15 protein-coding genes and 1 pseudogene are annotated in these 21,533 nt (G+C 69.8%); 5 read left to right on the top strand and 11 right to left on the bottom strand.

Features of this window, described 5'->3' with window-relative positions:
• Positions 1-157 precede the first annotated feature (157 nt).
• The 4 genes from NQZ70_RS02195 (at position 158) to NQZ70_RS02180 (ending at position 3,216) form a co-directional block, all read left to right on the top strand.
• Positions 158-574, top strand: coding sequence for a GAF domain-containing protein (locus tag NQZ70_RS02195; RefSeq protein WP_129572743.1), 417 nt, complete (start codon positions 158-160; stop codon positions 572-574).
• A gap of 63 nt (positions 575-637) precedes the next feature.
• Entirely contained in the window at positions 638-1,852 is a 1,215-nt protein-coding gene (locus NQZ70_RS02190; RefSeq protein WP_272827628.1) for a radical SAM protein, read from the top strand.
• A 377-nt stretch (positions 1,853-2,229) separates the two neighbouring features.
• Positions 2,230-2,856 carry a hypothetical protein gene (locus tag NQZ70_RS02185; protein ID WP_165373756.1) on the top strand — a complete coding sequence of 209 codons (627 nt, stop codon included), beginning with the start codon at positions 2,230-2,232 and terminating at the stop codon, positions 2,854-2,856.
• A gap of 108 nt (positions 2,857-2,964) precedes the next feature.
• Entirely contained in the window at positions 2,965-3,216 is a 252-nt protein-coding gene (locus tag NQZ70_RS02180; protein ID WP_129572741.1) for a hypothetical protein, read from the top strand.
• Here NQZ70_RS02180 and NQZ70_RS02175 read toward each other — a convergent pair whose 3' ends face one another.
• The 11 genes and pseudogenes from NQZ70_RS02175 to NQZ70_RS02130 form a co-directional block, all read right to left on the bottom strand.
• Positions 3,217-4,170 carry a trypsin-like serine protease gene (locus tag NQZ70_RS02175; RefSeq protein WP_237244932.1) on the bottom strand — a complete coding sequence of 318 codons (954 nt, stop codon included), beginning with the start codon at positions 4,168-4,170 and terminating at the stop codon, positions 3,217-3,219.
• Positions 4,171-4,566: 396 nt separating this feature from the next.
• On the bottom strand, positions 4,567-5,043 hold the full coding sequence (ribD, locus tag NQZ70_RS02170; RefSeq protein WP_237244931.1) for a bifunctional diaminohydroxyphosphoribosylaminopyrimidine deaminase/5-amino-6-(5-phosphoribosylamino)uracil reductase RibD: 477 nt from the start codon (positions 5,041-5,043) through the stop codon (positions 4,567-4,569).
• Positions 5,044-5,711: 668 nt separating this feature from the next.
• The gene (locus NQZ70_RS02165) at positions 5,712-6,731 is read right to left on the bottom strand and encodes a ComEC/Rec2 family competence protein (RefSeq protein ID WP_129572740.1); all 1,020 of its coding nucleotides are present in this window, start codon (positions 6,729-6,731) and stop codon (positions 5,712-5,714) included.
• Positions 6,724-8,883, bottom strand: a complete 2,160-nt coding sequence (locus NQZ70_RS02160) for a hypothetical protein (protein WP_129572739.1) — start codon at positions 8,881-8,883, stop codon at positions 6,724-6,726. Before NQZ70_RS02160 ends, NQZ70_RS02165 begins: the two co-directional genes overlap by 8 nt.
• Before the next feature lie 256 nt (positions 8,884-9,139).
• Entirely contained in the window at positions 9,140-9,700 is a 561-nt protein-coding gene (locus NQZ70_RS02155; RefSeq protein ID WP_129572738.1) for a hypothetical protein, read from the bottom strand.
• Positions 9,701-9,987: 287 nt separating this feature from the next.
• Positions 9,988-11,496, bottom strand: coding sequence for a hypothetical protein (locus NQZ70_RS02150; RefSeq protein WP_129572737.1), 1,509 nt, complete (start codon positions 11,494-11,496; stop codon positions 9,988-9,990).
• Positions 11,497-12,132: 636 nt separating this feature from the next.
• Positions 12,133-12,426 (bottom strand): annotated as a pseudogene (locus NQZ70_RS53240) (hypothetical protein); the annotation flags it as partial.
• The gene (locus NQZ70_RS02145; RefSeq protein WP_272829154.1) at positions 12,423-13,277 is read right to left on the bottom strand and encodes a hypothetical protein; all 855 of its coding nucleotides are present in this window, start codon (positions 13,275-13,277) and stop codon (positions 12,423-12,425) included. The pseudogene NQZ70_RS53240 and the gene NQZ70_RS02145, both read right to left, overlap by 4 nt.
• 4 nt (positions 13,278-13,281) lie before the next feature.
• The gene (locus tag NQZ70_RS02140) at positions 13,282-14,064 is read right to left on the bottom strand and encodes a TRAFAC clade GTPase domain-containing protein (protein ID WP_207217720.1); all 783 of its coding nucleotides are present in this window, start codon (positions 14,062-14,064) and stop codon (positions 13,282-13,284) included.
• Positions 14,065-14,243: 179 nt separating this feature from the next.
• The gene (locus NQZ70_RS02135; protein ID WP_129572734.1) at positions 14,244-15,572 is read right to left on the bottom strand and encodes a GTPase-associated system all-helical protein GASH; all 1,329 of its coding nucleotides are present in this window, start codon (positions 15,570-15,572) and stop codon (positions 14,244-14,246) included.
• Positions 15,565-16,917: an effector-associated domain EAD1-containing protein gene (locus NQZ70_RS02130; RefSeq protein WP_129572733.1), complete on the bottom strand. Its 1,353-nt coding sequence runs from the start codon at positions 16,915-16,917 to the stop codon at positions 15,565-15,567. Before NQZ70_RS02130 ends, NQZ70_RS02135 begins: the two co-directional genes overlap by 8 nt.
• Before the next feature lie 1,024 nt (positions 16,918-17,941).
• Here NQZ70_RS02130 and NQZ70_RS02125 point away from each other — a divergent pair.
• Complete coding sequence (locus NQZ70_RS02125) at positions 17,942-21,505, top strand: PD-(D/E)XK nuclease family protein (RefSeq protein ID WP_129572732.1); 3,564 nt, start codon at positions 17,942-17,944, stop codon at positions 21,503-21,505.
• Positions 21,506-21,533 lie beyond the last annotated feature (28 nt).

Raw genomic sequence — 21,533 nt, 5'->3', positions numbered from 1 at the left:
GGAGGACCGCAAGGGCGCAAGGGACGCAAGGGACGCAAGGAACGCAAGGAACGCAAGGGGAAGAGAAGAACACGAGTCCATCTCTGTCCGTTGCGCCTCTTGCGGCCTTGCGGTCCTCGCGGTTGACGCGCGCGCCGCGCCGGTCGAGGGTGCGGGCATGCATGCGCGCCAAGCGTCGTTCGAGCCGTGGCTGCGGAGCTTCGTCGCCGAGAACGGGGGCATCGCCGGGACGGTGCACCTCGTCGAGGGCGACGCGCTCGCGCTGGCCGCGGCCGTGAACATCCCCGAGAAGGTGCAGGAGGTCACGCGCCGCGTCCCGCGCGGCAAGGGCATGGCCGGGCTCGCCTGGGAGCGCGGCCAGCCCGTGCAGACGTGCAACCTGCAGACGGACACGTCCGGCGACGTGCGGCCGGGCGCCAGGGCGGTCGCGGCGCAGGCCGCGGTGGCCCTGCCGGTGCGCGACGCCTCGGCGAGCGTGCGCGCCGTCGTGGGGATCGCGTTCGCCGGCGAGCGCGAGCTCGGCGAGGGCGAGCTCGCCAGGCTCGCCGAGGGCGCGGGCGCGCTGCCGGCCTGACCGCTCGCCCGGGGCACCGGCCCTTGTCTTTCGCGGCGCCGATGCGAGGATGCGCGCCACCCCATGGTGACGAACGGCCAGCGCGCCCCGGAAGCAGCGAAGGACGATCCGCTCGACCCCGGCTGCCGCCCGCACGTCCGCGCCGAGGACCTCGTGCGCGGCGCGGCGCCCGCGGCCGAGCGCGCCCCCGCCGAGCCCGTCGCGGGGGGCGCGCCGGGCGAGCCGCTCACGGCGAAGCTCGCCCGCCGCACGGCGCCGGGCGAGCTCTACGAGCGAGGGCCCGAGGAGGGGTATCTCCGGTGCACCGCGTGCGCGCATCGCTGCGTCCTCGCGCCGGGGCGCGCGGGCGCGTGCGGGATCCGCTTCGAGAAGGACGGCGAGCTCCGCGTCCCGTTCGGCTACGTCGCTCGCCACTACGTGCGATCGGTCGAGACGAACACGATCTTCCACGTGCGCCCCGGCGCGCGGTCGCTCACCTTCGGGATGTTCGGGTGCGACCTGCGGTGTCCTTATTGCCAGAACTGGAAGGTCTCGCAGGCGCTGCGCGAGCCCGAGGGCGACGGCGAGCCGATCGACATCAGCGCCGCGGATCTCGTCGAGACGGCCGTCGCCGCCGGCTGCGGGGTGCTCGCGAGCGCCTACAACGAGCCGATGATCACGGCCGAGTGGGCGCGCGCGGTGTTCACCGAGGCGCGGCGGCGGGGGCTCGTCACGGCGCTGATCTCGGACGGCAACACGACCCCCGAGGCGCTCGCGTACATGCGCCCGGTCACCGACGTGTTCCGCGTCGATCTGAAGGGGTGGAGCGCCGACCAGTACCGGACGCTCGGCGGCCGCGTGGAGCCCGTGCTCGCGGCGATCGGCGAGGCCCGCCGCCTCGGCTACTGGGTGGAGGTCGTGACGCTCGTCGTCCCGGGCTTCAACGACGAGGCGGCCGGCCTCCGCGCCCTCGGCGCCGAGATCGCCCGTGTCGATCCCGACATCCCCTGGCACCTCAACGCCTTTTACCCGCGTTACAAGATGCGCGATCGCCTGACGACCGACCCGGCGTTCCTCGTGGACGTGGCCGGCGTCGCGTACGCGCGCGGCATGCGGTACGTCTATGTAAGCAACGTGGCCGACCGCGTGCGCGAGCTCTCGCACACCCGCTGCCCGGGTTGTTACGAGGTCGTGGTGCGGCGGTTCAACTACGAGACGCAGGAGGTCCTCCTCTCCGGCGGCGCGTGCCCCGCGTGCGGGACGCGCGTGCCCGGCCTGTGGGGACCTGAGGCCGCGTAGCGCTGCCCCGCCGGCCGCGCCCGACCGGTGCGGCGCGCCCGGGGCCGTCCCGGCGTATTGCCGAAAGGTTTCCATCTCGTTCCGCGAGAGGCCCAGTCCGGAGACCCTGGACTCCGCAGCGCATGTTGCGTCCGGACAGAACTCCTCCGATCGCGCCAGGCTCAATGCCGTGCTGGCCGAGCTGGCACGGCGGCCCGGAGGACCGGCTGACGCGTAGTCCGGCTGACCTGCCCAGTCCGCTGCTCCCCTGGCCGGACTGGCCGGCCATTTCAAGGGCCCAGTGGCCGGCCAGGCCGGCCACCGCGAGTGCCCATTTCCGCCGGGAAAACGTCGAAGGATCGTTCTCGCCGCGGCGCCGCGTATGGTAATTTCTGAGCATGTCGTCGCCGTCCGAACGTCTTGCTCAGATCCTCAGCGAAGGCCGATTCGTCGCGACTCGCGAGCTCGGCGAAGAGTGCGCGGCGGAGCTCCACACGCGCGCCAAGGAGAGGTATCTCGCGCTGGAGGCGACGATACCTCGGTTCCAGAGCAGCATGAGCCGCAAGCTCTTCGAGCTCGGCCCGCCGGTGCTCGCGATCTACCAGGCGCTCCTGCACGACCTCGGCGTGGACCGGGGGCCGGCCCTGCGCCTCGCCGAGGACATGCTGCTCGCGTTCTACCGCAAGCAGCTGAACCGGAGCCCGCTCCTCGGCGCCGCGATGGATATCGTGTTCCGGCTGAAGCCCGCGCAGCGCCTGATCATGAAGAGCGTGCTCCCGGGCTCGCCGGGCGGCCCCCGCCTCGCCAAGGTCGGCGACGCCGGCGCGCGCCTCGCCTTCGGCGCGCGCGAGTGCCCGCTCGTGACCTTCGCGCGGCGGCACGGCGCGCCGGAGATCGTCGCCATGATCGGCCAGCTCGACGACCTCAAGGCGAACGCGCCCCGCGGCATCGAGCTTCGCCGCACCGCCGCGCTCGACATGGGCGCCGCGCGCGGCGGCTTCCGGTACGTGATGGTGAAGAAGTAGCGCTCCCCGCCCGGGCGCCCCGCTCGGGCGTCGTCGCCCCTCCGCCCCTCCGGCGCCGACCGCCTCTCCCTCCGTCTACCTCATCGCTACCTCATCGCGAAGAGCCAGGTGATCTTGCAGGAGATCGGCTTCCTCTCTACCGGCGCCGGGAAGCTCGCCGCCGACCGGCTGGCGCGGCCGCCGATCCCGGACGCCGTGCTCCGCCAGATCGCGGTCGCGACGGGCCGCCCGCTGGCGTACACGTGCACGCCGCCGGGCTCGGGCTACCGCACCGGCGTCGATCGCGACGAGGACGGCTTCCTCGACGGCGACGAGCGGAGCGCCGGCAGCGACCTGGCGGCCCCCTCGGACACGCCCTGATCACTGCTCCGCCCCATCGTCGCCGGAAGCGCAGTCCGGGTCGGGCGGGGACACGCAGGCGAGCGCGCACACGCCGTCGGCGCCGCAGTGTCGGTCGGCGCAGTCCGGGTCGACGAGATTTGGGCCGACATCGCAGGACGGCTCGCAGAAGCCGTCCGCGCGGCATGGATTGTCCGCCTCGAACTCGTCGATCGTCGGCTGGATGAACCGGGAGATCTGGTCGTAATCGGTGCGCGCCTGCACCCCGTCCAGGGTGCAGGGGTCGTCGCCGAACGACGTCACGCCGGCGTGGCGCTCGACGCCCCGCCGCACGAGGAACGCCGGACCTCCGGAGTCGCCGGCGCACGTGTTCATGGCGGGGACCTGGTAATAGAACTGGGTCGCGTCGATCGTCCCTGGCGTCCCGCCGACCTGGGCAGGGCCGATCGCCAGGATGGGAAACGTCACGGCGCGTCGCATGCCGAACCCCGTCCCGGCGACCCCGTCGGAGACGCCATAACCGACGAAGGTGTAGTCTGGCCCGATGTACCAGCCGTTGTTTCCCATCGACTCGCGCAGGAGCGGCGCAGGCTGCACGGGCGCGTCGCTCTCCAGCTTGAGGAGGGTGAGATCGTTCTGGAGGGTGCCCGGGTCGTACCCGGGGTGGCGCCTCGACGTTTCGACCTGCACGCTCGCCGAGCGCCGCCCGAGGTTCGTGCCGAAGAAGACCCGCGTGAGCCCGCCGTAGCAGTGTCCCGCGGTGATCACGGTGCGCCGGGAGATCACGGTCCCGCTGCAGTACGCCCGGCCGCGATTGCCCACGCCCACGACATAGGCGTGCGCAGTGTCCACGGCGCCTCCGACGATGCGCTGTCGGGACGTGAGCAACGGTTGCTCGCCCTCACCCCCAGCAGGCGTAACCGCGCAGCCGAGCCCGCCGAGGCACACGATCGCGATCGGGATAGCATTCTTCATACTGCCACCTTTCCGTCTACAAATGATGTCTACAACGGCCATGGCGTGAGGACGCACACAGTCTTTGCGCCACCCGGGCCCACGGGTGGGCGGATGGCATAACAAGCGTGGTGCCAGCGCCGTGCGCGGCGCGCCTCCGCGCCTATGAGTCGGATCCGCGCGCGGCGGGGGCCTGGAAATGGCGCGCGAGTGGGGGATCTCGCCGGGTCGCGTCCTGGAATGGCGCGCGAGCGGCGAGATTCGCCGGGCGCTTGGCCGCGGCGTGTACGGCCGGGAGGTTCATGAGGAGAGAGAGGTCGCGGCGCCGCGCTCGCCAGGGGGGCACGCGGGTCTTGGACGCCTGGGGTACGCGGCGGCCGCCGCTTGCGGGGGTGTCGGCGGTGCCGGTGCGCGGGGTCAGGACGTCGGCGTCGCTCGAGCGGCCACGGCGGTGCGCTCCGCCATGCTCGCGATGTAGGCGCGGTTGAGCTCGCGGCACGCGGGCTCGCGGACGCCGATCGTGACCTCGATCCCGGCGCTCTCGAGCAGGGCCGCGCCCTTGCCGGAGACGAGGGGGTTCGGGTCGATCATGCCGATCACGACGCGCCGGACGCCGGATCGGAGGAGCGCGTCGGTGCAGGGCGGAGTCCGGCCGTGGTGGCAGCACGGCTCGAGGTTGACGTAGAGGGTGGCGCCGTCGGCGCGGCCGGCGAGCTTGCGGAGGGCGTCGACCTCGGCGTGGGCCAGCCCGGCTCGCTCGTGGAACCCCTCGGCGAGGACCTCGCCGCCGCGCACGATGACCGAGCCGACCATCGGGTTCGGCGCGGTGCGCCCGGCGGCGCGCCCCGCGAGCTCCAGGCAGCGATCCATCCAGCGAAGGTCGACGTCGTTCATGCCGGCCCCGGGGCACGGCGGACCATGAAGGGGCGGAGGGGTGGCCCCGCCGCGGCAGCGCACAGCATGACGCGGCGAGTATAGCGGAGGGCGGCGGGCGAGGTAGCGACCGTGAGCGAGCTCGCCCGCTCGCCGGGTCCGCGGCAGCGGCGCCGCCTTCGGCCGGCAACCGGCTCGCCCTGGGGCGCGTCGCGTCGGGAGGCTGGGCCCGGGGCGCCGGCGAGAGGGGGCGCGAGGGGCTGGCGGAGGATCGCGGGGGGCGGCGGAGGGGGGCATCTCCAGCGCGGAGATGGGTGCCACCCATGTTTTTGTGGAGGCACGTCCACCGGAAGACGGGTGCGACCCATGTTTTTGTGGAGGCACGTCCATCGCGGAGATGGGTGCGACCCATGTTTTTGTGGAGGCACGTCCACCGGGAGACGGGTGCCATCCATGTCCGGCGTGGACGAGCCGGCTCCCCCGGATGGGTTCACGGCGTGCCGCGCGCCCCGGGCAGGGGCGTCCGGACGGCTTCGGCCCTCCTGGCGGGGGCTCTTCGACGGACCCGATGCGCGCATCCTCCGGGAACGAGGCGCCATAGAGGCACTCGTCCCATTCCTTCGTATCTGCCCGGCAGGGTAGTCCTCAAGATCAGCGCCGAGAGAGCCGTGCAGCGCGACGCCGGGGTCTTACAGGCACATGGGCTGGTCCAGCTTGGCGACGAAGGCGTCGTGCCAGCCGTAGCGGGCCGGCGCGACGGAGTAGCCTCCGGCACCGTCGAGGGTCAACGCGATCGAGCCAGCGCAGGGCACCTCGACCGTGTCCGCAGAGCGCTTCACGTGATGACGGTACGCGTAGGTCACCTCTCCCGTGCGCGCCAGGCCTTGCGTCAGGCGCTCTTCAGGCCGCTCGTGGCATCTCGGCGTGAGCTGGGTGCAGAGGACGCGGCACGATCCAGCGCGATGCGCTGCGTGGACGTGGTCCTCGAAGGGATGGCCCCAGCGGTTGTTCGTCCCCACCGAGAAGACGGAGAGCTCGGCCTCCACGCGCTCGTACAGGTCGCGGAAGTCGTCATCTCCGCTGCGGATCTCGCCGCCGTGGTGGGGCGCGCGGACGACTCTGGCCTTCACCAGCCCATCGTCTAGGCGGGACCAGGACGAGAGCGGCGCGTCGCCGCCGATGAGGACCGCGATCCCTCCGCAGGTCGCGCGCAGGACGGCGGAACACTCGTTGGGCTGCTCGCCGTCGACGATCGCCTTGAGCTGCTTCCCATAGTACGGGAGCACCACGTCCACGCTCCAGCCGGCGCCGCTGCACACGACCTTGGGCTTCGATTCGCGGGTGGGCGAGCAGAGCACGAGCTTATCGTCTCTCTCCCACGCGAACGCCTTGTCGAGGAGGGCCGTGCACGCCTCCCTCATCGTTCGTTCATTCGGGTCGCCGTCCATGCCGATGTAGAGCTCGTCGACCTTGCCCCCGCGGGCCAAAAACCCCTCCAGGAAGGGGAGGACGCCGCGGATGTGGTCGACGTCGAGGTGGGAGACAACGGCTGCGGAGAGGTGGGTGATGCCGTGATCGACGACGAAGCGATCCGCGACGTGGGCGTCGTTGCAGTCGAAGAGGACAGCGCTGCCGCCGCCCGGGGGCACGACGAACGAGCAGTCGCCCTGCCCGACGTCCAGGAAGTAGACGCCGAGCGCGCTACTCATGGGAAGGCTCGGCCTCGCCGAGGCGCTTGCGCCACTCGGCCCAGAGCCGCTCCGGATCGCGACCCAGCGGCTTGCCGAGCTCGACGACAGGGCCGACGGGCTCGCCGGCGGCGCCCGTGCGGACACAGACGAGGCGGGGATGGGTGTCGGGCACGAGCGATGGATCGAGGGCGTCTGCAACGCCGAGCGCGAAGGTGCGCGCGCTCGATCCCACCTCGCGGACGAGCATCGATCCGTCCTGATCGGCGATGACCTTTCCGAGAATCCAGGTAGTCTCCGGGACCTCTCCCAGGAGGCGCGAGGCCACGATGTCGACGCTGCCAAGGAGGCGTTGCTTCTGGGCGCGGGCAGCGGGATCCAGCGTATGGGTCAGCGCTCGACGGAAGCGCTCGGTCTCCTCGCGCAGCTTCATGACGGCGGCGGCGAGGGCGGCGAGGGGGGTTGCGGCGCGGGCGGAGACGTAGAGTTCTTCCAGCGCGCAAGAGAATCCCTTGCTTGTACGGGTAATAATGATCTTGATGTCGCGATGGAGGTGCACGGCGGGGACGTCCGGCGCCTCCAGCAGGGCGGCGAAGAATCCCCGTGAGAGAGCGGCATAGAGCTCCTCCTCGACCTCGGCCTCGCTGTGGTCCCTCGCCTCGTAGTGCTCCCAGACGTGGAGCGCGTCGACGACGTGCGGCGGCTCGAATCGCAGGAGGTGCTGCACGGTGCGGCAGCGGAGGTACCACTCCTTGCGCCTGTGCGCCGGCACCTTCGCCCTCGCCTCCTTCAGGGTCGACAGGGCGCGGCCGCGCTCCCCCTGGAGGAACTGCGTGAGCGCGAGCCGAGACCAGAAGAGCGCGTTTTCGGGCCACCGCTCGACGGAGGCGCGATACCCCGCCTCCGTCTTGGAGACGGGCTCCACCAGGGCCGGCTTCGCCTTGTAGCGGTTGTAGTGGAGGTAGTGCTTGGCATAGGCCCACGCCCGTGGGCCGATCCGGTGCTCGGGCAGTTTCAGGATGCTCTCGTAGATGGCCGCGGCGGCACCATATTCGCTTTGCTGGAAGCGGCCGAGGAGGGAGCGCTCGCGGGCGAGGTCGAGCAGGAGCGCCACGCCGTAACGCGCGAAGAGGAGGGCTCGATCGGGCTGCCCAGCGGCGGCGTAGTGCCGCTCGGCTTCGATGAGGGACGCGGCCTTCGACCATGCATTGGGCTCGTCGCCCCGGAGCTCGCCGGCGAACGCGGCGGCGAGGCAGAGGTGGGCATGGACCCGCTCCTCGGGAGAGAGGCGCGTCTCTGCGAAGCGCCGCGCCGGCCCCTCGAGCCAGAGGGAGCGTCCGTCACTGCCGACGATCGCGGTCAGGGAGCGGACCTGCGAGATCACCGACGGGGAGAGCGGGGAAGGGAGGGCCTGCCAGACCTCGTCTGGTAGCGGACGGCCATGGATCGCAAGGAGCCCGAGGACCTCGCGCTGCGAGCCGGGCAAGGCCGCCCAGATGGCTTCGAGGAGTCGGTCCTCACGACCGACCCGAGCGTCGGGCGGCCATTGTTCGATCTGCGCCAGGGCCATCGCCAGGCGGAAGCGGCCGAGATCCCCTCCGACGCTCTTCCAGACGGGCATGACGTCGTGCTCGACGTCGTTCACGAGCCGGAGGGGGGGGTCCTCGGGCGGCGAGAGCGCCAAGGTCCGAAGGCCCAGCCGATCGAAGCTGACCTCGCTCGAACAGAGGCAGGCGTATTCGCCGAGCCAGGCGTCGAGGGCCTCACGGCGTTCCCCGATGACTCCGTCGAGGTCCATGTCTCCGGGGTTCGGCGCCAGGCAGTCGATGTCGTCGACCACGAGCAACCGCCCTCCGATGTGCCGGCGAAGCACGTTGAGCGCCGGCTCGAGCCGGTCCACGTGATCGCGCAGCGCGGCGTCGACCTCGCGCAGCGCCTCGTCCCCCAGGCCTGCCGCCGCCTGGATGACGACGGCCTCGACCTGGTCGAGCCCAGACGGCACCCTGACGAGCACGGCCTGCTCGCCGAGGCGCCTCGTCACGTCCAGGAGGACGTCGGTCTTCCCGCGCCCACCCGGGCCGGTCACGACCACCCTGCGTCCCTCCTGGACCTCCTTCGTCAGGTGGTCCACCTGCTCCGCGCGAACGTCGGATTTCTCGACTCTCCAGACCACGGCTGGCTCCTCAACGCGGGGGGCGGGACACCTCCGGGCATTTGCTCGCACTCGGGCCGGGCCGTCAAGTCGTCCAGCCCGGCCGAACCTCCGCGCACGTGACAGGCGCGACGCCCCTCGCCCGTGCCAGGCGGTGCCGTCTCTCCTGCGTGGCGCTCCTTGACACAGCTGCCGTCTTACCCAGCGTCCTGCCGTTCTGTCGCGGGTGCGTAGCGACCGCCGGCATCGACGGCTCGTTCGGCGGATCTCACAGGTTTCATCGGCTTCGTAGCTCGGCCGAGAAGAAGCGTTCCGCCATTGCTATCACCTCCTTTGAGCCTGTCGCGCGGCATGCTCCGACGATGGCAGCGATCGTCTGCCAGCCATACTTGGGCGCATCGGCGGCCCATGCAGCCGTACGCCCTGCCCAGGCGGCCTCCTTTGGTGAGCTCCTCCACGCCGCCATGGCCTGCCGAGCTGCGCCCGGCGCGGTCTCGGCGGCAGCCTCCGCGTGATGCGCGCACGGGCACGCGGCCCATGCCTCAGCGGCCTCGACGGCCCTCAGCGGCTCCAGGCGGTCCGGGTATGCGTTGCTCCAGCGCTTCACGACGCCGCGCGCCAAAAAGACGGCCAGTCGGGTGATGACCTGCTTCCACCCTTCCGCATCGGGTGCACCGGGGACCTCTGCGATGGCAGCCTTCACGCGTGCGCTCGCGAGGAGAGCGTCATCCGCGCGAAGCCTCGAGGGCGGGCCGTTCTCCTGCGCGCCGACGAGCTCGAGCGCAGCTTCGACCACAGCCGCGGCGAGCACCCCGGGCATCGCGTCGAGCGTCGTCATTCACCATCTCCGTGATGCTGTCCAATGCCTCGGGCATGCAGCCGCCGGCGCGCAGCGCCCGTCGCCTGCATGCCCTTCTTGGGCGGCTATTGGTGCAGATCCGAGCCGAGAGGCGAGGGGCGTCCTTACTTGAACGAGCCCCGTCGAGCCTTGAGATATGAAATTCGAGGAGACTTTTGCAGCCTGTTGTTGATCCCACTGAGCCATCGGCTACGCTCCGTGGTGCCGCGCGAACACCGGACCGTGTTCTCCGCCGCTACACAGAGGAGTGGCGAATGCCCGGACAATCATCGTTTGTGTTCAGGGGGCACGTGAGTGAAGACCTCCTCAGCTCTGCGCAACTCAGAGTTGTGTGGGAAGTCGTACTGCAACTCCTTGAGCAACGCCAGCACTCCGCCACGGAGTGCCCCATGATGAGCCTGAATGGCAGCTTCGCGCCATCGAACAGCCGGAATGCCCGCACTACTCAGACGCTTGCGCTCCCCACCCGCACGCTCCCACAGGTCATCCAGACCGTTGGGAGAAAGCTCCGCCCCGAGATCAGCAACCTTTTGAATAATCTGAGCCTGGTCCGAGGGTGTTAATGCACCTCGACCGCTCACAAAATGGAGGAGGAGCCGGTCGAACAGCGGCAGTAATTCCTGACAAGTCACCGCAGCAGGACGAAGCTCCAGTATCCAAGACGAGCGGTCGTAGAGCACCTTGGCCGCTCGCTTCCATCCGCGATTCAGTACGTTCCGGCCAAGTTCCTCTGCGAGAGAGGCCCATTCCTCACCCCCGGACCGTTGAAGCCATCGAATGACCTCCTCTTCATTCAATGGGGCGCTCCATGCCAGCAGGGTCGTGATGGCTCTCGCCGATGGGCTGACCTTGCGGGCGGCATTTACAACGAACTCCATGAGAAGTGCCTCCGGGCGATCGCTCACCTGGCCGATGCTGCAGAGCCTGAACAGCGCCTCGCCAGCACGGGGAAGCAACTCCGCTCGCCCTTCAAGGCCGAGTTTCTCCCACAGAGCGGACCGTTCGGGATGACGGAGCGCGATCTCGGCCAAACCCTCCGCTGCAGCAACGATAAGGCCCTTCGGCTCGTCACCCTCCAGCACCGCGTCGAGTAACGCTTGTCCGAGTCGCTCGCGGTTCACGTCTGGTAGCCAGCAAGCTCCGCCAGCGGCAACATGCGCGCTCCAGAGCGTACGCCAGGCCCTCTGGCCGGGGTCGATCTGCCGCAATAGCGCTGGTTCCCTCACGGTGCGGCGCGCGACTAAGCCCGCCAACTGGGCGTCTGGCCTGGCAACGGCTTCCGCGACGACGGCCGGGCCTGGCAACTGGTTGACCAGGATCTCCAGGCCAGGCCAAGGATCTGCTGGAAAGGACTTCTGCAGCCGAAATGCCTCCATCGGCGTCGTAAGCTGCATCGCCGCCCATGCATGCAATCGAGACCATCTCCTCTCTTCGGCTTGGAGGAGAATCTGGCCAAGGGGCTTCTCCGTAAGTACCGTGTCCCTCGCAACGTCGAGCAGGGCGCTCTCAATCTCCTTGGTCGCCGGGAGGATGTCTTTCAGGATTGGGCCCGCGCCCTCATCCCCAAGCCAGTGAATCGCCACCTTGGACCAGGGAGTGCTCGGACGCAACAGAACCCTGGACAGCGCTTTTCGTACGGCGTTCTGCCACCAGCCCTCCGCCTCTCCGGGCGCGAGGCCCAACAGCAGCGGCAGGGTTTCCGCCGCCGGAAGCAGGGCGCCTCGATCCCTGATCCAGGTCTCCACCTCTTCGCCGGGCGTTCCAGTGATCGACAAGGGCCCAGGGCTAACGTTGGCGAGTGCTCGCACGAGTGACACCGATGCGCCCGGAAGGCCACGTCTCACTCCATCAACAGCTTCGGCCTTAAGCAGAGGGGCGGCGTCCGCGGCAGGGGCCAGGGCGATCAGCGTCCTCAAGAATCCGAGAGCGCTCGCCGGATCATGCGAGAAGCGGAGAGCCTCCAACCCATTCGCCGCTCGTGCGGCGCGGCGCAAACCACTCGGATCGGCGGGTAAAGCAGGGCAAGCACGGAGCACCTCCTCCAGAGTTGGATCGGTGTCGCCCACGAGCCATCGTGCCGCACGGTGGAGCGGCGCGGAATTCGACGCAACCGCGATCACTCGATATCCCGGCCATTGCAATGTGCGCTCGGCGGGTACGCCGTACAGCCAGGGTGGTGCGACAGATTCGCCCCCTTGAGGTGGGCTAGTGGCCATCCTTGCAGAGAATGCGCATCGCGCCTCTGGCCACAGCCGTTCCCAGAGACCGGCAAGAACACCTGGCCACAGATCCAGATCGGTAACGATCGGAAGTCCTGCCTCGGATGACAGCAACGCATCTGCCACCGCCCTCATTAACTCGCTTGGGGGTGCCGGAATGGCCCTGCCGGCCGAAAGCGAGGCCATGACCGGCCGCAGGTCCTCGATGAATCCCGCGTCCTCCTGCCGCCAGAGCGCTACCTCGCTGCGCACCATGCCGCCGCGGCGCGCCTGCGTATCGGGTTCGGTCCACCAGAGCGCCCACCAACCGCCGACCGGACCGCACCCCACTGAGGGCCACCAGCGATCCCCCGGCCCATAGGAGCCCGGTGGCTTGTCTGTGAGCCCGAGCAGTTCCGCCGGGAGTGCGCCCGGAGGACCGTTCCAGGACAGGAGCGCGTGCATGTTGTCCCGGGCTCCGTAGCTAGCCCGCAGCGCGCGATTCATCGGTCCCCCAGAAGCCAGGCGAGCGGACGGCTCAGGTCCGGGTCGGTCTCGCCGCCCTGTGGTGCCACCACCCAACCCTGTCGCTCGGGCCCCTGGTCAATGAAGCGCTCGTCCGCGCTATTTTCTTCGAGGAGGCGTCCCAGCGCGGAGAGCCCCCAGACGCTCATATGCTCCGGTTTCCACGTGCTCTCGAGGAACGACGAGAGCAACGGCATGGTCTCGGCCAGCACGTCGAAGGGTCGCGACTTCGTTGTTACCAGTTCATCGTAGCAAGACAGCAGCACCGCCAATCGCGGCCGCGCGATGCGCCCGACGGTGCCAAGGCCGGCGACATGCAGCAGGATTTGCAACAGCTCCACCCAGCGCGCGTTGGCGTCCCAGGCGGTAGTACGAGCGGTCGGCGCAGGTATGCTGGTTTCATTGTCACTGCCTTCTTTCGTACGACGTTGCGCCAAATCTGCGATCGCGTCTCGATAGGTGGTCTCCGCCTTGAGCCGGATCAGCAGCATCCATCCGTCGGCGTCGACCAGCCGGTCTCGCCACGCCTCTGAGACGGTGCGCTGCTCGAAGACTACACTGAGCTGCTCTCCGCCGTAGTCTGGCCAGAGCAGGTCGAGGGCCTGGCCGCGACCGTCGACAAGGGGCAAGAGTACCTCGGACCAGGTGCCGGCCGATGTGTGCTTGGCGGCGCGGCCGTTTTCCAGACAATGGAGCACCTCTTCGAGAGCGCTGAGATCGGTTGGGGTTCCGTCTCCTTCCCGAAGCTGCAACCGTCCTGGACGCCTGCGGAGGCGACCGTAAAGTTGACCGGCGTAGTGGGTCTTTCCGCTGTTGGGACCACCGAGGAGCATAACCTCAGGCGTGTGCATGGGGACTCCCTCGGAACACGGTGAAGGGCTCGTGCTGCAAAATAGGCACAGTGATCGGTCGAGCCGTCGGTCCCGACCACGCGGGAGCGAGCGCGGTTTCCAAGGCGTCGGCCAGGGACTCTACACGGTTAGTAGTGGCCTCGACTTCCTTTGCATGGGGGATGCGGCTCCCAAGTGCATCACGGATGGCTTCCCGAATCCCGTCGCTCGGACGGAAGTCGGCCTTGGCCCACACGAGTACGGTAGGCCGCGATCGGACATGGTTGCCGAGCCGCTCGAGAAGTTTGCGAATGTCGTTGCGCGACGAGCCGCGCCCCGGCTGGCAGAGGCGCTCACAATCAGCGAGGACGAGGAAGGCATCCGCGTTCCGCGCGATCCAGCGGGCGCCTTCTGCATCCGGTGCGTTCTCCTTGGTCGACCAGCGCGAGAACCACTCTCCAGGCGCATCCGTAAGCAGCACGTCTCGGAGTTCATCTGCAGAGCTGCGCAGCGCCAGGTGCAGCAATCCCGGAACTCGGGCCGTGCCGCGCGGTGTGTGCGGCGGGAAAGAGGGCAGGCGGGCCGCGTCATCGAACCGAGTCCACGCAGCAAGCGACTCCCATGCTCCCAGGGTGCGAGATCCGGCGAAGCGCGCTCCCGCGAGTGTCTCGCCCCGGATAAGGCGTAGATAGTTGCCGGTCAGCAGCGTGGTCTTTCCGGCATCGTGCGCACCGAGCACACCGACGAGGATGGTACGAGCCCTCGGCGTCAGGTTGGCGAGATCCGCCAAACCCAGCGCGCTCCCCGACCACGGGACCCTCCCTCCGATCGTTCGCACGGGCGCCGCGGCCGGCTCTGCCTCGGGTGGTGCCGCTTGCATCCAAGAAGGACACTGGGCGAGATCCATGTGCCCGAGCGCGCACGCTTCACCGTCAGCAGCGAAGCAGCCATCGTTCATGCAGCGTCGGGTCATTTTATGCTCTCCGCGAGCCGAACCGCTTGCTCCTGGCGGAAGATGGCATGCGCCAGGACCGGGAGGCTCAAGGACATGTCTGAGGTGAGCCCCGCTCGCCGCATCGAGGTATCGACGTCCCATTCGCGGTCCTGCAAGGACTGCACGACGGTGTCGCGCAAGCTCAGCCGCCCTTCTGCGGGCGGATCGGCGAGCGCAGATGCCCACTGCGAGGGAAGATGGCCGCGAAGTTCACGCAGTTCGACGAGCAGATTTCTCATCCCCAGCTTGCGCTCGAAGCCAGCGTTGGGCAGGCGATTGACCGTTTCGGCAAGCATATACCCGACGCTCGCAGGGGAAGGGCTGGAAACGGACGTGAGAAGATCGATCGCCATGACAACCGCAGCCAATGATGCATTCATCTCTCGGTAGCTTTGACGTGCAGAGGACGAGTAGAGCGCTTCCGACCACCAAAGCGCATCGAGACGGCGCTTTTCTGCACAGATGCGACGCTCGCCAGCTTCCAGCACAGCTTGCAACAGAAGCTCTTGCGATCGAAGCTTACTCTCGATCCGCCCCATGATCTCGGACATGGGCTTCTCCAAGCTCTGACCGATCTGAGCCACCTGCTGCCGCATATCCTGCGCCAGTGCGTCCAACTCGTCTGCCAACAGGGCCCCCATTCTCTCAGCAAACTCGAAGCTCCAATGCTGGGCCTGATTGGACCAGTGCGGATTTGGATTATTCAATGTCTGGCCATGAAAGTTCGGTCCAGCCGTGGCTGCGACTCTCTGCCGCAGAGTGTTCCTATCTACTTTACGCGCGTCAACCCCTACGACTGCAAGCGACATCGTCAGCGACTCAACCACATCGGACTCTGAAGTCTTTGGCATGTCCGGGATTGCAACGCTCATCTCTTCTGTGCGAGAAGCGAACGTCTCGAGCATTTTACGGACTGGTTGTTCCTCCCTGCCCAAACGTTGCAACGGGAGCATGTCCGCGGCCGTCAACCACAAGATCGCCGCTTTGTCCCCCTCTTCACCGACTTGGTTGCACGCCTCCAGCAAGATGGATCGTAGCAGTCTGACCGGCGTATCCGTATAGACGGAGTTCATCGACTTCCACTCCGCGACCAGCGCCCGCTTGGCCTGCACGATGGCAGGATCATCCGCGGGCACGTCCGGATCGATCCCCGTAAGTATGGCCCGAATCAATCTCGGCGGCTGCTCCCGCAGCCCCTGGGCTATGGCACCTGCGGCTTTTTCGATCTTCTCTAGACGCGTGTCGTCTCCGCCCATTTTCTCGATGAGCCCGGCTTCCAGGAGCTCCGTCAGCAGTTCAGTCACGTGATGCCTCCGTGTACCGCTCGATTTGGGTGAGATGATCTGCCAGTATCTTATTATTGGGATTATCGACGAGAGCCGCTCGCAACAGGGCCTCCGGCCGGACGCTGGCCCCGCGGGTGCTGCGACCCCAGAGCCGTTGCCACAGGTCGGCCGGCCGCGACACATCCTCGACCTCGCTTCGCCGACCGCCAGCGCGTTCCCATACGGCGCGTGCATCCCTCACGTCCGGATATAGCTCGGCCAGCTCACGAACGAGAGCGAGAGGCAATCCAGCGTTCGGCGCGTCGTTTGGTGCATCCGGCGAGCTGCCCCCGACCCGCTCGGGCAGGAGATCCGCGCAACCGCGCAGAAGCGAAATCAAACACTCTGCGGCGGCTCTTGCCGCAAAGGTTCGGTAGCGATCATCCTTGAGCAAGTCGCCGTAGTCCGATACTCCCTTGGCAACCACTACCGGCACCCTGTGCATCTCGCCGAGCGCCCCGAGCGCGCTCGCTTCCATCTCCACTCCCAGAACCTTGCGCATGGATGTCGCGAGGCGTGGAAAGATTCCCTCATCCTCTGTTACGGCTGCGCCGGTCGCGAGCGGGGCCACATGCAGCTTGAACTCCGGCTGCTCCGGCAGCCCACGAGGATACATAAGGTCCAGCTCGGTCGCTTTTTCGCGGCCTGCTTCTGTGAGGGCGAAAGACTTGTCCACCCACCCACGCTGCCACAGGCGCTTGAGGACCACGGTCCAGTCCGGGCACGCGGAGTCAAAGCCTAGGCTCCGGCGAGGGTCATCGCCGGAGAGGAAACAAAGGAGAGCCCAGTCCTCCTGCTGCTCTAGCGTGAGGCGCGGGCGAGCGGCCAACCAGGCGGCGTTGTTCGGGATGGAGATTGCCTGCATCCGCTGGACCCACGCAGGGTCCGGGCGAAACTGCAACATGTCGCCGTGGAACCTGTCCTTGCCCTCTTCCTTCTCGAGCTTGCCTGCATCATACGACCAGAGCCGGTCGGCAAAGATTACATCGCCCAGGCTGACCTTGCCGCGGCGGCCGGCGCAGATCCCGCTCATGGCAAGGCATCGCGTCGGGACTGCTTGGATGAGCAGGCTCGCGACCGCTTGAGCCTGCTCCCGTCCCATGTGACTCGCCCAGGTCGCCCGGATGCGCAACGGCCTTCCTATCGAGGTCGCGAAGCTCCCGTCGGCTACTGTCCAGCCCCGAGGGCCAGGGTGTTGGATCCAGCCGGGATGGAACAAGCCATCGGAAACGGCAAGAACCTGTTCGTACTCGTCCTTCAGGGCGCAGACGAGCAACACGTCCATCGAAACATCCGGATCGAGTTGCGGCGTGGTCAAGATCATGGGCGGCGCTGAGGTCGGAGGTTGCTGACAGCCCGTTGCAGTCCGGCCGTCACCAAGGTCGGTCCTATCCCGACCGGGCTATGGAAGCAAGTCGCTCGCATCGTCCCGCGAACACCGTGCAGTTCGGTCGTCCCGATTTTCTCGGTGCCGCACGAGTCACCGTGCCGTGTCGCGCGGATCTGCATCGGATGTCTTTCGGGTCGCCCGACCGCGTTGGCGTATCGGAGGAGCAAGGCGGAGCTTCAAGACCGTCACCGCCGCCGACGCACGGCTCGCAACTGCCATCTCTTCGCGCCTCCCGTCGCGGGCGCCTTCCTATCCCACCTCTCGCCCTCGCTGGAGGCGCCTACGCCGCCCGTGCTCGGGCAAGAAAGCAGTAACCAGCGGCGCATCTCGAGGGCAGCGCCTATTAGGTGATGGCTTCCCCGATCAACTTCGGAGGGTGGCGCATCGCAATCGACCCGCGCCCAACGTCGCGATTATCTGTGACGCACGGTCTATCTGCGCATTCCAGCATGTAGGCCGCGACCCACCGCGGCGTACGATCCGTATTCCCACAGATGGGGCGCATCTTCCCGCGATTTATGTCCGCACTCCCGTGGATAGGTCGTGATCTTCTGCGTTCTATCAGCACATCTCCATAGGTAGGCTGCTGCATGAGCACGTACTCCGCCGTTCGGCCGCCAGCGCTCCTGTGCGTCGAGCCGCACGGATTGCGCCGAGGACACCGCGCCCGTGCGGCCAGAACCAGGGCGAAGCTTGCGTGTGCATGCTCGATCGACGAGGCGGCGGGGATCTCGCGCGCGATAGCGCACGCCGAGCAGCCGTCGAGGCCAAGCGGCTCGCGGGCCTCCGCACGGCAGCCTCGACGGGCCCGAAGCCGGCGACCTCGGCCGGCCCCGCGCCAGCGCCGTCCCGCTCGGCGGCGGGTTTCCTCCACCGCCGTTCTGCTTCACACTCCCGGCCTGCACCGTCGTGCAGCGGTCTCTGTCGCCGCGGCCTCCGCCGCCTCCCCCAGCGCCCCGTGCCCCACGCCGTCATCACATCGCCCAGCGCCGCCGCCCGCCTCGATCGCGCCGTGGGCTGGCTGCGCCGCCGGCGCCCCGCGGAGCGCGTGCTCCTCGTCGGCGCGTCGGTCGAGGCCGTGAGCGAGCTCGCCCGCGCGTCGATCCGCGGCCGCCGCGCCACCTTCGGCTGGCACCGGCTCACCCTGGGGCGCGTCGCCGCCGCGCTCGCGATGCCGGCGCTCGCCGCGCGCGGCCTCGTCCCGGCCAGCGCCCTCGCGATCGAGGCGCTGTGCGCCCGCGCCATCGACGGGCTCGCGCAGGATGGGCTGCTCGGCCGCTTCGCCCGCGTCGCGGATCGGCCCGGGCTGCCGCGCGCCGTGGCGCGGACGCTCGACGAGGTGCGGCTCGCCGGCGTCGCTCCGGACGCGCTCGCGCCGGCCGATCTCGACCGCATCGCCCACGCCTTCGACGCCGCCCTGGACGCGGCCGGGCTCGCCGATCGCGCGCTCGTCCTGCGCCTCGCGGCCGAGCGCGCCCGGGCCGACGACGGCGGCGACCCGCGCGCGAGGCACCCGCTGCTCGGGCTGCCGATGCTCCTGCTCGACCTGCCGGTGCGGTTCGCGCTGGAGCGCGAGCTGATCGAGGCGCTGGCCGCGCGCTCGCCCGACGCGCTCGCCACCGTGCCCGCCGGCGACGCCGCGTCGCTGCGCCACCTCGAGGCCGCGCTCCGGTCGCCGTCGCGGCGGATCTCGCTGACCGCGGTCTCGGCCGCGCACGACGGCGCCGGCGCGGCCAACGGCGCGGGCGGCGACGCGGATGACGCGGACGGCGCGGACGACGGGCCGCTGCCGGCCGCGCCCAGCACCTCGCTCGCGCGCCTGCAGGAGCACCTGTTCGATCCGCTGACCGACGAGGCCCCGGGGCTCGGCGACGAGGTGGAGATCCTCTCCGCGCCCGGGGAGAGCCGGGAGTGCGTGGAGCTCGCGCGCATCGCGCTGCGCGAGGCCGGACGCGGCGTGCCGTTCGAGCGGATGGCGATCCTCCTGCGCGCGCCCGAGCAGTACCGCGCGCACCTCGTCGAGGCGCTGCGCCGGGCCGGGATCCCCGCGTACTTCGCGCAGGGCTCGGTCCAGCCCGATCCGGCGGGCCGGGCGCTGCTCGCGCTGCTCGCGTGCGCGGCCGAGCACCTCTCGGCGTCGCGCTTCGCCGAGTACCTCTCGCTCGGGCAGGTGCCCGACGCCACGCCCGCGGGCGAGCCGCCGCCGGCCGCGTCCGAGGCCGACCGGTGGGTGCCGCCGGACGACGACTTCTTCCCCGCGCTCCTGCGCGGCGAGCTCGACGAGGGCGCGGAGGAGCTCGGGGACGCGCTGGCGCTCGGAGATGAAGAGGAGGTGCCCTCCGGCGGCGGCGCGCTGCCCCACGCAGGCACGCCGGAACCGCGGGGCGCGCCGGAACCGACGGGCGCGCCGGAATCGCACGCCGCGCCGGGCACGCCGGAATCGCACGCCGCGCCGGGCGCTCCGGCTCCGCAGGCCGCGCCCGGCGGCGACCGCGACGCCCCCGTGCAGGACGGCACCCTGCGCGCCCCGCGGCGCTGGGAGCGGATCCTCGTCGACGCGGCCGTGATCGGCGGGCTTGACCGGTGGAAAGCGCGCCTCTCCGGCTTCGAGCGCGAGCTCCGGCAAGAGCTCGCGCGCGCCCCGGAGGAGCGCGACGCCGCGCGCATCGCGCGGACGCTCGCCGACCTCTCGGCCCTGCGCGACTTCGCGCTGCCGCTCCTTTCGGCGCTGCCGAGCCCGGGCGAGCGAGCGACGTGGGGCGCGTGGCGCGACCGGCTCTCGGCGCTCGCGACGCGCGCCCTCCGGCACCCCGAGCGGGTGCTCGCGGTGCTCGCCGAGCTCGCGCCGATGGCCGACGTGGGCCCCGTGGACCTCGGCGAGGTGCGCCTCTGCCTCGCGCACCGGCTCACCGACCTCGTGCTGCCCCCGGCCGCCCGCCGCGACGGGCGCCTCTTCGTGGCGCCGATCGAGGCCGCCCGCGGGCGCTCGTTCGACGTGGTCTTCGTGCCCGGGCTCGCCGAGCGGATCTTCCCGCAAAAGGTCGTCGAGGACCCGATCCTCCGCGACGCGCTCCGCCGGGCGATCGCCGGGGGCGCCTCCGGCCTCGACACGAGCGACGACCGGGTGGCGCGCGAACGCCTCGCGCTCCGGCTCGCGGTCGGCGCGGCCCGCCGCAAGCTCGTCGTGTCGTACCCGCGCGTCGACATGGACCAGTCGCGGCCGCGGGTGCCGTCGTTCTACGGGCTCGAGCTCCTGCGCGCGGCCGAGGGCAGGCTGCCCGGCTTCGGCGAGCTCGAGCGCCGCGCCGAGCAGGGCGGCGCCGCGCGCATCGGCTGGCCCGCGCCCGCGCGGCCCGAGGACGCCATCGACGCGGCGGAGCACGACCTCGCGCTCCTGGAGACGCTCTTCAGCCTCCCGGAGGACCGGACCATCGGCACGGCGCGCTACCTGCTCGGCGCGAACCCGCACCTCGCGCGGGCGCTCCGGTTCCGGGCCCGGCGCTGGATCCCGGCGTGGACGAGCGCGGACGGGCTGTTCAAGCCGGCCGCGGAGGCGCGCGAGGCGCTCGCGAAGCACGCGTTCGGGCGCCGGTCGTTCTCGCCGACCGCCCTCCAGCACTTCGCCGCGTGCCCCTACCGGTTCTTCCTCTACGCCGTGCACAAGCTCGCGCCGCGCCCGGCGCCGGAGGCGATCGAGGAGCTCGATCCGCTCCAGCGCGGCCGGCTCGTGCACGACGTGCTCTACGAGGTGCTTGTCGCGCTGCGCGACGCGGGCAAGCTGCCGGTGAGCGTCGCCTCGCTCGACGAGGCGAGGGCCGAGCTCGATCGGGCGCTCGACCGCGTGGCCGCGCGCTACGCCGACGAGCTCGCGCCGGCGATCCAGCGCGTCTGGGACGACGGCATCGCGTCGGTGCGGGCCGATCTCCGCGAGTGGCTGCGGCGCGCCGCGGAGGACCGCGACTGGGAGCCGATCCATTTCGAGCTGTCGTTCGGGCTGCCGCGCCGCTTCGCCACCCGGGATCCGGGGAGCTCGGACGAGCCTGTGGCGCTCGACTGCGGGGTCAAGCTCCGGGGGTCGATCGACCTGGTCGAGCGCAGCGTGTGGGGCGCGATGCGGGCGACCGACTACAAGACGGGCAAGGCGCGGGCGCCGCGCGACGCGGTCGTGAGCGGCGGGGGCACGCTCCAGCCGGTCCTCTACGCGCTCGCGCTGGAGAAGCTGATGCCGCCGGGGACGCAAGTCGAGTCGGGGCGGCTCTATTACTGCACGTCCGCCGGCGGCTTCACCGAGGTGCCGATCTACCTGGACGCGCGGGCCCGCGAGGCGGCCGCGCAGGTGGCGGGGATCATCGGCGACGCGATCGACAGGGCGGCGCTCCTGCCGATGCCGGCGGAGGGGGCGTGCGCGCAGTGCGATTACCGGCCGGTGTGCGGGCCGTACGAGGAGCTCAGGACCGGGAAGATCAAGCGGCGCGACATCGACCAGCGCCGGCGGCTGGAGCAGCTCCGCAGGCTGGCGTGAGCGCGGGTATCGCGCTCGGGCACGCGTT

The sequence above is a fragment of the Sorangium sp. So ce836 genome (genome assembly GCF_028553905.1).
Taxonomy (GTDB): domain Bacteria; phylum Myxococcota_A; class Polyangia; order Polyangiales; family Polyangiaceae; genus Sorangium; species Sorangium cellulosum_D.
The sequence above is the reverse complement of the archived record's forward strand: the minus strand, read 5'-3'. Positions and strand labels throughout refer to the sequence as shown.